The organism is Pseudoalteromonas sp. PS1M3, from assembly GCF_016865405.1.
In the GTDB taxonomy this organism is placed as follows: Bacteria; Pseudomonadota; Gammaproteobacteria; order Enterobacterales; family Alteromonadaceae; genus Pseudoalteromonas; species Pseudoalteromonas marina.
Genome location: NZ_AP022624.1, coordinates 964,210 through 976,621 on the forward strand (window position 1 = coordinate 964,210; position 12,412 = coordinate 976,621).

The 12,412-nt window shown below is 38.1% G+C and carries 12 protein-coding genes; 8 read left to right on the plus strand and 4 right to left on the minus strand.

Features of this window, described 5'->3' with window-relative positions; translation table 11 throughout:
- Window positions 1-15: 15 nt before the first annotated feature.
- Window positions 16-1,488, minus strand: coding sequence for a ketol-acid reductoisomerase (ilvC, locus tag PS1M3_RS04430; protein ID WP_203986466.1), 1,473 nt, complete (start codon window positions 1,486-1,488; stop codon window positions 16-18).
- 134 nt (window positions 1,489-1,622) lie between these two features.
- Between ilvC and ilvY the strand changes: the two genes are divergently transcribed.
- From ilvY to PS1M3_RS04460, 6 genes are all read left to right on the plus strand, one after another.
- Window positions 1,623-2,528: an HTH-type transcriptional activator IlvY gene (gene ilvY, locus PS1M3_RS04435; protein WP_203986469.1), complete on the plus strand. Its 906-nt coding sequence runs from the start codon at window positions 1,623-1,625 to the stop codon at window positions 2,526-2,528.
- Between the two features lie 112 nt (window positions 2,529-2,640).
- Entirely contained in the window at window positions 2,641-3,687 is a 1,047-nt protein-coding gene (locus PS1M3_RS04440; RefSeq protein ID WP_006793925.1) for a GGDEF domain-containing protein, read from the plus strand.
- 287 nt (window positions 3,688-3,974) lie between these two features.
- On the plus strand, window positions 3,975-4,694 hold the full coding sequence (locus PS1M3_RS04445; RefSeq protein WP_203986471.1) for a MipA/OmpV family protein: 720 nt from the start codon (window positions 3,975-3,977) through the stop codon (window positions 4,692-4,694).
- Between the two features lies 1 nt (window position 4,695).
- Window positions 4,696-5,076, plus strand: a complete 381-nt coding sequence (locus tag PS1M3_RS04450) for a DUF3019 domain-containing protein (RefSeq protein ID WP_010557219.1) — start codon at window positions 4,696-4,698, stop codon at window positions 5,074-5,076.
- A 14-nt stretch (window positions 5,077-5,090) separates the two neighbouring features.
- Complete coding sequence (locus PS1M3_RS04455) at window positions 5,091-5,783, plus strand: response regulator (protein ID WP_006793922.1); 693 nt, start codon at window positions 5,091-5,093, stop codon at window positions 5,781-5,783.
- Between the two features lie 21 nt (window positions 5,784-5,804).
- Entirely contained in the window at window positions 5,805-7,049 is a 1,245-nt protein-coding gene (locus PS1M3_RS04460; RefSeq protein WP_203986473.1) for an ATP-binding protein, read from the plus strand.
- 103 nt (window positions 7,050-7,152) lie between these two features.
- Here PS1M3_RS04460 and PS1M3_RS04465 read toward each other — a convergent pair whose 3' ends face one another.
- A complete protein-coding gene (locus PS1M3_RS04465) occupies window positions 7,153-7,368 on the minus strand; it encodes a DUF3820 family protein (RefSeq protein ID WP_006793920.1) in 216 nt (71 codons plus the stop codon).
- Between the two features lie 329 nt (window positions 7,369-7,697).
- Complete coding sequence (locus tag PS1M3_RS04470; protein ID WP_010557217.1) at window positions 7,698-9,275, minus strand: cation:proton antiporter family protein; 1,578 nt, start codon at window positions 9,273-9,275, stop codon at window positions 7,698-7,700.
- A gap of 267 nt (window positions 9,276-9,542) precedes the next feature.
- Here PS1M3_RS04470 and PS1M3_RS04475 point away from each other — a divergent pair, with 267 nt between their 5' ends.
- Complete coding sequence (locus tag PS1M3_RS04475; protein WP_006793918.1) at window positions 9,543-10,286, plus strand: sporulation protein; 744 nt, start codon at window positions 9,543-9,545, stop codon at window positions 10,284-10,286.
- 100 nt (window positions 10,287-10,386) lie between these two features.
- Window positions 10,387-10,839 (plus strand): GNAT family N-acetyltransferase, encoded by a 453-nt coding sequence (locus PS1M3_RS04480; RefSeq protein WP_203986475.1) that lies wholly within the window; start codon window positions 10,387-10,389, stop codon window positions 10,837-10,839.
- 55 nt (window positions 10,840-10,894) lie between these two features.
- Here PS1M3_RS04480 and PS1M3_RS04485 read toward each other — a convergent pair whose 3' ends face one another.
- Window positions 10,895-12,247, minus strand: coding sequence for a sodium-dependent transporter (locus PS1M3_RS04485; protein ID WP_203986477.1), 1,353 nt, complete (start codon window positions 12,245-12,247; stop codon window positions 10,895-10,897).
- Window positions 12,248-12,412 lie beyond the last annotated feature (165 nt).

Here is a 12,412-nt window from a genome sequence, read left to right on the forward strand (position 1 = left end):
ACTTAAAGGATAACGTTAAACAATTTTTTTCATGGCTGACATATAGCCACGTAATTTAGCGCCTACTATTTCAACCGGGTGCTCACGCAGCGCTGTATTAATTTCAATTAACGCTTTGTTGTCTACTTGGTTACTTTGCTCACCTAAGCCTTTACCAATTACATCTGTGTCAATATTTTTCATAAAGTCAGCAAGTAATGGTAAGCAAGCATGGTTATATAAGTAACACCCATATTCAGCAGTGTCTGAAATAGTACGATTCATTTCAAATAACTTTTTACGTGCAATGGTATTAGCAATCAGTGGTGTTTCGTGAAGCGACTCGTAGTATGCAGACTCTTCAATAATGCCAGCCGCTGTCATAGTTTCGAATGCAAGTTCAACACCTGCTTTAACCATAGCGACCATCAAAATACCGTTGTCGAAGAATTCTTGTTCTGAAATTTCTACATCACCAGCGGGTGTTTTTTCAAAATTAGTTTCAGCTGTTTCTGCGCGCCATTTAAGAAGGTTAGCATCATCGTTTGCCCAATCTTCCATCATTACACGTGAAAATGTACCGTCGATGATGTCGTCTTGGTGCTTATTATAAAGTGGACGCATAATAACTTTTAGCTCTTCACTAAGTTCAAATGCTTTCACTTTTGCTGGGTTAGATAAACGGTCAAGCATGTTTGTTACGCCGCCGTATTTAAGAGCTTCTGTGATCACTTCCCAACCAAATTGAATTAGTTTAGATGCGTAACCTGCATCAATTCCTTTTTCAATCATTTTGTCAAAACATAAAATAGAACCCGTTTGTAACATGCCGCATAAAATAGTTTGCTCACCCATAAGGTCTGATTTAACTTCAGCAATGAATGACGATTTAAGCACACCTGCGCGGTCACCACCTGTGCCAGCAGCGTAGGCTTTAGCTTGTGCTAGGCCATGACCTTGTGGGTCGTTTTCTGGGTGAACGGCAATAAGTGTTGGTACACCAAAACCACGTTTGTACTCTTCACGTACTTCAGAACCTGGGCATTTAGGTGCAACCATGATTACTGTGATATCTTCGCGAACCTGCATGCCTTCTTCAACAATATTAAAGCCATGTGAGTAAGCAAGTGTAGAACCTTGCTTCATTAACGGCATGATGGCGTTAACGACTGCTGTGTGTTGTTTATCTGGCGTTAAATTAAGTACTACGTCAGCTGTTGGAATTAGCTCTTGGTAAGTACCTACAGTAAAGCCGTTTTCAGATGCGTTTAAAAATGATTGGCGGCGCTCAGTAATAGCTGAATCGCGTAACGTATAAGACACGTCTAAACCTGAATCGCGTAGGTTAAGGCCTTGGTTTAAACCTTGTGCGCCACAGCCTACAATAACTAGTTTTTTTCCTTTAAGTGCGTTAACACCGTCTGTAAATTCGCTTGCGTCCATAAATTCACATTGCGCTAATTGCGCTAATTGTTCGCGTAAAGGTAAGGTATTAAAGTAATTCGCCATTGTTAGTGTCCTATAAATATGTTTGTTAGATGCGCTGTATTTTGCGCTTGTAAACACCATATTTAAAAATGTTACTTGCGTAAAATGATATATTTGAATTAAAGTATTTCAAAATATGAAATACTGGTGTTGCTATGGATCATAAGCATTTAAAATATTTTTTAGCGTTGGCTAAAACACTGCACTTTGCTAGAGCAAGTGAGCTTTGCCATGTGAGTGCGCCTACATTAAGTCGTAATATTAAACACCTAGAAGAAGAGGTGGGCGTTGCGCTATTTATGCGCGATAACCGCAGTGTAAAATTAACAAAAGAGGGAGAGTCTTTTATTGATTACGCCACTGCTACCCTCGCTAACTGGCAACGATTTAAAGCTAATGTGAAAGAGCCACAGCAACATATTTATGGAAAAGTCAGTATTTATTGCTCTGTTACCGCCTCTTATAGTTTTTTGCATCAAATTTTAGAGCAACTCAGAGCGCAGCATCAGTATATAGAAATAACTTTAAATACGGGCGACCCTGCACTAGCTATAAACCGTGTGCTCGATGGTCATGAATCAATGGCAATAGCAGCTAAACCCGGTAAATTACCCGCGCAAATTGCTTTTGTAGATATAGGCCATTCACCATTAGTGCTTATTGGTCCAAAAGTTCAATGTACGATTACTGAAAAATTAACATCAAACAATACAGAGCTTGATTGGTCTGAATTAGAGTTTATTGTGCCTGAACAGGGTTTTTCTAGGCAGTGCCTAGAAATGTGGTGGCGAAAAAACAATATTCACGGAAAAATTTATGCACAAGTGGCGGGGCATGAGGCAATGGTGTCTATGGTTAGCCTAGGATTTGGTGTAGCAATGGTTCCTAAAATAGTATTAGATAACAGCCCACTAAAAGACAAAGTACAGATACTCACACCAAAAATGCAAGCCCCTGAAGGCTTTGACATTGGCTTAGCCGTTTTAAGAAAAGAGCTCAACGACCCCGCTATTAGTGCTTTGTGGAATATTGCACAAACTTTAGACGCAAAAGCGATTTAGATTTTTTTACCGTTAAATAAGTTCATAAAATAGTATTATTATGGCTTGCGTAAAGGTTTACTATTACTTAACATTGAATGCTAATAATAAAAATGACGCTTGAGAGTTCTTTATGAATAATGCTGTATCACTTTCTCATTCCGCTCAGTATTTAAAAAAAGCAGTACCCATGATGGTGAAGTACCGTATGCCGGTAACGCCTATTAATTATGCTATTTGGTATTGCTATTTTCAGGGTAATAAACCGTCTTTAAACATTGAATTAGATCAAGTTATTTCAGAGCACCAAACATGCACTCAAAGTAAAGCAAAAGAAATATTTGATAAGCATCTTAGTGATGAAGATTTAGCTCTTTTTCAGGAAATGTCGGATAAATTTCATAATACGGTTGAAAATATCCAGCAAGATATAAGTATCACACTTGGTCATTCTAAAAGTTTCAGTACTTCACTGATTGACTCGCAGAACGAAATAAACAGCCTGATAGATACTAACTCTTTTAATGATATTCTTGGTTGTGTTGAGCGTTTGACTGATGAGTCAATTGCAATGCAAGACTCTGCTCGCGAATTTCAAACAAAGCTATCGGTTGCATATAATGAAATTAAAGACTTAAAAGAAGCGCTTAATCTTTCTAAAGAAGCTGCCGACACAGACCCATTAACAGGTTTTTATAACAGAGGTAAATTTGACTCTGATATTAATGACTTTTGCCGTGAGTACTCAGAGCAAACGACAGAAAGCTCCCTTGCTGCACTGATTATGTTTGATATTGATCACTTTAAGCGATTTAACGATGACTTTGGCCATCAAAAAGGCGATGAAGTTATTAAGCTAGTGGCAAAAAAAGTAAAAGAAAACTTAACCGACAAAGCAAAAGCGTATCGCTATGGCGGGGAAGAGTTTTGTATTACTGCTTATTTTGACACCATAAATGATTTAGTTGCTTTTGCTGAGTGTATAAGGCAAGAAATTGCGAAATTAGCTATTCGTAAAAAACAAGATGTAAATAACAAACGTGCAATATCAGCAAGCTTTGGATTAGCTATGCTACGACCGTTTACAAAAAGCTCAGTGCTGGTTGAGCGTGCCGATAGAGCACTTTATATTGCTAAGACACATGGACGCAACCGAGTAGAAATAGCCCCTGATATCTAATTTTTATAAGGGGTTTAAACTTTTACTTTGTGCATAAAAAGTGTGAATGATTGTAATCAGCTACAGATAGTTTTAGGTAACCTTGTTACTATCCGTAAATGAATAATTTTATGCTCTGATTTACGCTGATGCGGTTTAATTTCTTTCTATTTACCATTCTTTGTTTAAATTTTTTGCTCACTTGTTTTACGTTAAGTGCCAAGCCAAATACGTATTCGGATCAAGAGTTCTCAGAGCAGCATGTTCAATCTCATCAGCTAATTTTTAGTATTAACGCAGGGGTCGGTGTGATCACTAATCCTGTGCGTGGTGGTGATAATGTTCCTTTAGTCGTTATTCCTCAAATAGCGTTTTATGCTGAAGATTGGTTTTTTGATAATGGTCGTTTAGGCTATTCTTTACTTCAAACTTCTAAACACCAATTTAACGTTGTTAGCGAGCTTAATACTGAGTCTCGTTTTTTTATAGATTGGCATCCAAGTAATGTGTTTACGCTGCAAAGCAGCAATGCAGATAGCCCATTTTATTTGCAAGCTGCAGAGGCCTCTTCAGTAAAAAATGTTAATTTAAATGACCTACATAAACGCCACTTAGCCTTAGACACAGGGCTTGCTTATCATTATGTGAATGATCACCATGTGTTTTCTGTTCAATTACTGCATGATGTGACAAATGTTTATAACGGTGTTCGCGGTGCATTACAGTGGCAATACCATACCCAACTTGGGCCCGTAAATATTAAACCATCGTTTGGTTTAAATTATAAATCTGCGGAACTAAATACCTATTATTATGGCCTTAAAGACGGCGAAACTTTATTGGGCCATGTTGAGGTTGCCAGCAGTTGGCAACCTTATGCAAAAATTGATGGGCGATTACCCTTAAGAGATGAATATTCTGTTCGTTTCCATTTAGCTTATTATGACTACTCGGCTATTAATGATAGTCCGCTTTTAGAGCGTGACTATTCAATGACTGCATTTATAGGATTCGAACGCACTTTTTAATATGAAACAATTAATGGTCATTTTATTTTTAGCGCCACTACTTATCCCTCTCAGTAATGCGCAAGCTGCGTCGTTTACTGTGTCACCCAAAGTATGTGTCATTTCTCAGGTACAGGACTTTTGCGATCTTGATTTAAAGTTTGAATGGCAGGGCGATGTGGTGGGGGATGTTTGCATATATGAACAGAGTAAAAAGATACATTGCTGGCAACAGCAGCGCGCAGGAGAGTTTAATTATAAAGCGCGTGTTCAGGTCGAAACCATATACTCTTTAATCAATTCGGAATCTGGCGTGTTAATAGCTAAAGCACAGGTTGAAGTACAAAGTACTCATGTACAAAAAAGTAGGCGTCGGCTTCGTTCACCATGGAGCTTTTTTTAATTTAGGAGCAATCAATGCCAAAAATTCTACTTGTTGAAGATGATCTTGGTTTACAGCAACTCACAAAAGATTACCTTGAACATAATGGATTAGAAGTCGCAGTTTTAGAACGTGGTGATGAGGTGTTTGGTTATTTAGAAAATAATCACGCCGATTTAATGATCTTAGATGTTATGTTGCCGGGCAAAGATGGATTTAGCGTGTGTCGTCAAGTGCGTGATAAGTTTTCTCTACCAATTTTAATGTTAACCGCTAAAAGCGAAGATTTTGACCAAGTATTGGGTTTAGAACTTGGCGCAGATGATTATGTTATTAAACCAGCTGAGCCTCGTGTGTTACTCGCAAGAGTCAATGCGCTATTACGCCGTGGTCAAACAGTGACAAAAACGAGTGAAGAATTACAGTTTGGTGATTTAATCATTGATAAGACTAGCCGTATAGTGCAATTATCTGACAAAGAGATTGTGTTAACGTCACATGAGTTTGAGTTACTTTGGTTGTTAGCCTCAAACGCTGGCCAAGTGCTTAGTAGAGAGCATGTACATCAACATATGATTGGTCGCCAATATGACGGGCTCGATCGCACCGTTGATGTTCGAGTGTCGCGTATCCGTAAAAAGCTGGGTGATAATAGCGACAAGCCATTTCGTATAAAAACAGTATGGGGTCAAGGCTACTTATTTGTTTCCGATGCGTGGGATCTTTAAATACAAGGTTAATAGGCATTAATGGGAAAGCTGTTTGCAAGTTTATATATTTATATTGTGGTTTCATTGTTTGTTGTTAGCGGTGTTATAGAACAATTATGGCCATATGATGAATCGCAACAGCACGTTTTTCTTGATGACGAATTTGGGCAGTCTCTTTGGCTGCTTTCACAAACACCCAATGGATTAGCAAAATTAAAGGAGCACTACAACAGCCTTGTTATTAGTCGTGCTGATTTAGCACTACCTCAAGAACAACTGGCTCAGTTAAATAGTCAGCACTATCTATATTTATATGACAAACAACAGCGAGTTGTTTGGTATATTACCCTCAATGACAATGAGCTTTTGCAGGTAGGGCCTATAGGATTAGATACCCCCGTAACGACCTCTGTATGGCCATACGTATTATTGCTCACTATTGTGGGTATTCCCGTAGGCTTATGGAGTTTTCTACTTTGGCGTGACTTCTCTAAATTGCGTAATGCTTGTAAAGCCGTTGAAGGTGCTCAAGACTTTCAACTCTCTGATACTTCCAAATCGTTTTTTTTACCAATTACTGAAACACTCAGTTTAATGCAACAACGCATCAGTTTTTTATTAAACGCTCAACAAGAGCTGACTTCGTCGGTTTCTCATGAATTTAGAACCCCCTTAGCTCGCTTAAAGTTTGCAACAGTAATGCTAGATGAACGTTTATCAGATGAAAAAAGTGAAGTTTATATTGCTAATATGAACAGCGATATTAATGAGCTTGAAAGTTTAGTTTCTGAGATGCTTGACTACGCAAAACTAGACTCTCAACAACCTAGCCTACAACCATACCCAACTGATTTGGTTGAGTTAATAAAAGTTAGCGTTGAAAAGCTTAATTTTGATAAGAAAATTAATTTGGATGAAGCATTACCAAGCAGCCTGATTTACCAATGTGATCCGCATTTTATGGCGCGCGCTTTTCAAAATTTAATTGGTAATGCAATTAAATACGCTAATAGCCAAGTTAAAATATCGCTTGTTACTCAGCATAACGAAGTACAGTTTGTAATTGAAGATGATGGCAGGGGCATTGCTGAAATAGAGCGAGAAAACGTATTTAAGCCCTTTACGCGGCTTGATAAAAGTAGAGGCAAAAAAACAGGTGGATTTGGCCTTGGGTTAGCGATTGTTGCTAAAATTATTGCTTGGCATCAGGGAAGTTATCGTATTGAACATTCGTCTTTAGGTGGAGCAAAGTTCATTATTAGCTTACCCATAGAGCAAAACTAAAAAATAAAAAAAGCGCCAAAAGGCGCTTTTTTTGTGGTTAAAACCAAAATCAACAAGTAGCAATTAAATAGACCGTCAATTTATAAAATAGTTTCGTAAAATTTTATTTTTTTTCTAGCAATGGCATAAGCATTTGCTCTAAGCCATTTAGCTTAACCTCGTACATCATAGCTAACTGACTGCCTAGTTTTGAATCTGGAAAACCTTGCTGTTTAAACCAAACTAAGTAAGGTTCGGGAAGTAATAATAATGGACGACCTGAATATTTTCCAAACGGCATTTTAGTGTTTATGGCAATTTTTAATTGTTCCGGATCCATAGGTTTGCTTTTAAGTGTATCAATGGGGTTAGTGTAAGGTATTTTAGAGTAATAAAATAGGCTGTGACGGGCAAGAAACAGCCTATTGAGTGAGGGAGTAGGCCCTCTGATTTAAGAATTTTTGTTGGTGTAAAAAGCCCGACACAACTTTTGTTAGCTGGAGTCTAACTAGGTTGTATTTAACATGGGTTATATTTAACCAACGAAGACAGTTTACCTGTTTTTTGCAGACGTGGTGCATGCACTTGTAAAGGAATGTAAATACAATTGCTTTTTATTTATTTACTAATGAAAAAGAATTGTTTTTGTGCCTTTACACATAGTAAATACTATTTTTCACCAAACAATTCTTGTTTTACATGTTCAGCAAAACCACTACCGGCTTCTAAGTAAAAGTTATACGTTGAGTGCACACCCATACTTTCAAGCTCTTTTTGTTGATCTGGGTAGTTTGCAATTGCAGTAACTTGCCCTGTGTAACCTGACGCTTGAAGCTGCTCTAATGCAAAAATGTTCTGCATGTGTTTTGGCATTGCTAACATGACCATTTCAACGTGAGAGTGGTTTACACGTTGCCAAAAGTCAGGGTCGGTAGCGTCTGCAATCAGTACTTTACGGCCTCTACTTATATGTTTATCGACAACTTCGGGTTTTATATCTATACCCGCTACTAAATTGGGGTGAGTCATATTAATAGTTTCATAAGCACCGGTGCCAATACGGCCCATACCAAAAATAACAATTTTTGTATCATTAAGGTTTACTGGTAATTCTTCGGCTAGGCGTGTTTTGCTTTCAAACTTTACTAACCAGCTTTCTACTTTTACATATAATTCATTAGAGCGTTTGTTAAGGGGTGAGGCAATAACAAAGGTAATAGATACCGCAATAGCCATAACGGCTAACCATTCAGGGGTAATAATACCTGTTGAAGCTGCAACAGCGCATACAATCAAGCCAAATTCACTGTAGTTAGATAAGGTAAATGCGGTAAGTAGCGAGGTACGTGCACGTAATTTAAACGCGTTAGTAAACACATAATAAAGAATAACTTTAACAGGGAGTACAAAAATAAGCACAATGGCAATGATAAGCGAATCAACTGTTAATTCAGCATTTAAACCAATGCTTAAGAAAAAACCGACAAGTAAAATATCTTTTAAGTTGAGTAAGGATTTTGATAGCTCGCCCGCTTTTTTATGTGGGGCAAACATCATGCCTATGATCAGCGCACCCAAATCACCTTTAAGGCCTGCAAATTCAAATGCATTATAACCAGCAACAAGCGCAAAAAAGAAACCAAATAAAGGAAGCAGTTCACCATGTTTAGAACGGTTGAGCATAAAATACATAATAGGGCGTATTAAAGGCAAGGCAATAACAATAGCCAGCGCCCAAATGTTGGGTACTTTTCCTGTACTAATAGCTAAAAATATAACCGCAAAAATATCTTGCATTACAAGTATACCAATAGCGATTTTACCGTGTAGGCTGGCCATTTCACCGCGCTCTTCTAATACTTTTACCGCAAATACAGTGCTTGAAAAGCTAAGAGCAAAGCCGACCAACAAGGCACTTTGCCAACTTAAGTCAACAAAAAGGGGCAGGGCAAACACACCTAATAACAACATGAAACCGCTAAAAATAGCGCTACTAAATATAATATGAAGGGAAGCAGGTGCCCACACTTGGGGTTTTATTAAGCTTTTTACTTTAAGTTTTAAGCCAATACTGAATAGCAACAAAGTAACGCCCAATGCGGCAATTGTATCAAGTAATTCTGTACTTTTATAACCAGCTAAATTAAGCGCAAAGCCCGCCAGCAAAAAGCCAATAAGAGGGGGAAGTTTTAATTGATAAATGGCAAAACCACACACAAATGCGGTAGCAAAGTAGATTAGTTCCATAATACTTAAAATTACATCATTTGGTACTGCAGTGTAGCTAAAAACAGCGATTAATGAAAATTAAATATACCACTTGAGCTTTGTTTATTTAGTCGCTTTTAACACGTTGTTTGGATAATAAACGCACAAATCATGCATATTTAACCGTTAAAAGCATTTTAATCCTACTTTTAAACTGACAACGGCTTTTAATTATGGTTAAGATGAGGTAACGAAGACGTTTAAGTTAGGGCATATTTAAGAGCGGCTCAGCTTAAGGAGAATTATATGTTTAAAAAAATTTTAGCATCAGTTGGTATTGGTGCAGCAAAAGTTGACACTATTTTAGAGACTGAACATCTGCAACCAGGGCAACTTTTTAACGCTAATATTGTCATTACAGCGGGTGACGTTAGTCAAGAAATTGCAGGCTTAGATTTACTACTAATGACCCGTGTTAAAGTGGCTGGAGATGAAGGTGATTATTTTACTAATCATGTAATTGATCAATGGCGAATTACCGATATAGGTAAGTTGGAACCCGGTGACGTAAAAAGCATACCTTTTGAAGCGCGTTTGCATTCAGAAACACCGATCACTGAAATTAACGCGGGTTACAACCAGTCCCATGTTTGGTTAGAAACTGGACTAGATATTGATTTAGCACTAGATCCAACAGACAAAGACCATCTTCATATTTACCCAAATGAAGCAGTGAAAACGTGTATGCAGGCAATGGATAAATTAGGTTTTAGTTTATCTAAAGCCGATGTTGAAAAAGGTTTTTTACGTGCCTCTACGTTTGCTTCAGTTTCAGGGTGTTACCAAGAGCTTGAATATAAACCTAACAGCAGAAGTTTATTTGGAATTCAAGAAATCGAGTTGTCATTTGTACCAGAAGCCCACAAAACTCACGTTTTAATTGAGCTTGACCGTGCATTTAGAGGCGATGGGTATATTGATGTAACCATTGAGCATGACCATGTAAACTTGTCTCAATTATGTGATCAGTTAGAGCGTTTATTCGCTTAATACTTTTTATACTGTATAGCGATGAATGTAATTTTATTTTCATTTCGTACTATAGCGATACTAAACCCAGCTTCTGCTGGGTTTTTGTTTAAGGATTACCATGCATTTTAACTGTGAACCATTTGATAAACTGACCCCTCATACCTTGTTTTTAATTATGAAAGGGCGCGTAGACGTATTTGTTGTAGAGCAAAAGTGCCCTTACCCTGAGCTGGATGATGTTGATACTTCTGAAACTACTCAGCATATTTATACGTTAGATAATATGCAGTTAATGAGCTACGCCCGTTGTTATGAAAAAAACGGACAGTACAGCGCAATTGGACGTGTTCTAGTTAGTGAGCATCACAGAGGAAAGGGGATCGCTAGTAAATTGGTTGAACAGGCAATAGCGTGTTGTAAAACGCATTGGCCTGAACGGGACATAGTTATCGGTGCGCAAACCTATTTACTGGACTTTTATGAGTCATTTGGTTTTAAGTGTACAGGGGATGCATATTTAGAGGACGGTATACCGCATCAAGATATGGTACTAAAAACTAACAACGGCTAGTTAAATTTATAATCATATAAAAGCCCACAAGTGTGGGCTTTTATATGAGTTGTTGTTAGCTTAATAACGAGTGGACAAACACTGCACCTATTGCGATAGGGCACACAAACTTAGTATACCAAGGCCATATTTTCCAAAATAGCGTAGTTTGTACCTCGGGATTGCCCTGTTGAATGGCTTGTAGTAATGAATTTCTATACCAAATCCAGCCTACAAAAATACAGCACATTAAGCCAAGTAATGGTTGCGCAACCTTAGTGGTAAGTGTGATCACTAAACCAAATAATGCGCCTAGGTTACACACAATCGTAATGCTAACAACTGCTATCAAGGCGCCAATGACCCACGTTGCTTGAATGCGCTTCAAGGCAAAGCGTTCTACGGCATAGGAAACAGGTGCTTCAAGCATTGATATTGACGAAGTGAGCGCAGCTATACTCATTAGGGCAAAAAATGCAAAGCCAACAAATAAACCTACACTGCCCATACCTTCAAATAAAGCGGGTAATACTTGAAATACTAAAGTATCTTCTGAGAGTAATTTTCCGCTGGCAGAAAATATCTCAACACCTTGTGCTTGAGCTACATACATAGCAGGAATAATAAGTAAACCAGCAACAAAGGCAATAAACACATCAATTAACGTTACGTATGCACCAAGAGACACTAGGTTTTCTTTTTTACTAATATACGAGCCGTATATAATCATAACGCTTGTGCCAAGCGATAATGAGAAAAACGCTTGACCTAAGGCGCTCACAATTAACTGAGTGTCAAAAATAGACGAAAAGTCAGGTAACAAGTAGGCTTTTAACCCTTCCATTGCACCTTCTTGAGTCAGTACATAAGCAATTAATAAAAATAAAATCCCCAATAAAGCGGGCATCAAGCGCTTTGACCATTTTTCGATACCGTTTTCAACACCACGACTAATGATTGCTATTGTTAAAACAATAAAAACAAGGGTAAAAATAACGTTGCGAGTAAGTGATTGCTCGCTTAGCCAAGTTGATGCTGCGTCGGCTCCGGCCAAGGCGGCGATAGGTTGGGCTGTTGCGCTGAGCATCCAACCTGCAACAATAGCATAAAAACTAAGTATAAAGCCGGCGCATAAAATACCCCCAAAGCCGACAATAAATGCAAAGTTTTTTTGCCAAGGTTTGTTAGATACTTTAGTTAAAGAAACGACGGCGTTGGCTTGCCCGTGCCGACCAATCATGAGTTCGGCCATTAGCGCAGGATAAGCTAAAAAGAAAGCTAACACTAAATAGGCAACTAAAAATGCGGCACCACCATTACTGGCTGTTTGTGTGGGAAAGCCCCATATGTTGCCCAAACCTACGGCAGAGCCGGCGGCGGCCATAATAAATCCAAAGCGAGAACTAAACTCGCCTCTAACTGCGCTCATATTATTATACTTCTCTGTTTTTTAACGGCGCTGACAATCTACTGGAAATGTAAAAAAATAAAAAGTGCTTATTTGCTGATCCCACATAATTTAGTTTTCCAGTGGTGTGATTAATGCGCTGTTTTTAGTAAATGTTAGGAGTAGATTAAAATTAATGGGTTGATT

Bases quoted from the DNA above. Each gene is read 5' to 3' on its own strand.
- ilvC (WP_203986466.1), bottom strand. From the start codon at position 1,488: ATGGCGAATTACTTTAATACCTTACCTTTACGCGAACAATTAGCGCAA.
- ilvY (WP_203986469.1), top strand. From the start codon at position 1,623: ATGGATCATAAGCATTTAAAATATTTTTTAGCGTTGGCTAAAACACTG.
- PS1M3_RS04440 (WP_006793925.1), top strand. From the start codon at position 2,641: ATGAATAATGCTGTATCACTTTCTCATTCCGCTCAGTATTTAAAAAAA.
- PS1M3_RS04450 (WP_010557219.1), top strand. From the start codon at position 4,696: ATGAAACAATTAATGGTCATTTTATTTTTAGCGCCACTACTTATCCCT.
- PS1M3_RS04455 (WP_006793922.1), top strand. From the start codon at position 5,091: ATGCCAAAAATTCTACTTGTTGAAGATGATCTTGGTTTACAGCAACTC.
- PS1M3_RS04460 (WP_203986473.1), top strand. From the start codon at position 5,805: ATGGGAAAGCTGTTTGCAAGTTTATATATTTATATTGTGGTTTCATTG.
- PS1M3_RS04465 (WP_006793920.1), bottom strand. From the start codon at position 7,368: ATGGATCCGGAACAATTAAAAATTGCCATAAACACTAAAATGCCGTTT.
- PS1M3_RS04470 (WP_010557217.1), bottom strand. From the start codon at position 9,275: ATGGAACTAATCTACTTTGCTACCGCATTTGTGTGTGGTTTTGCCATT.
- PS1M3_RS04475 (WP_006793918.1), top strand. From the start codon at position 9,543: ATGTTTAAAAAAATTTTAGCATCAGTTGGTATTGGTGCAGCAAAAGTT.
- PS1M3_RS04480 (WP_203986475.1), top strand. From the start codon at position 10,387: ATGCATTTTAACTGTGAACCATTTGATAAACTGACCCCTCATACCTTG.
- PS1M3_RS04485 (WP_203986477.1), bottom strand. From the start codon at position 12,247: ATGAGCGCAGTTAGAGGCGAGTTTAGTTCTCGCTTTGGATTTATTATG.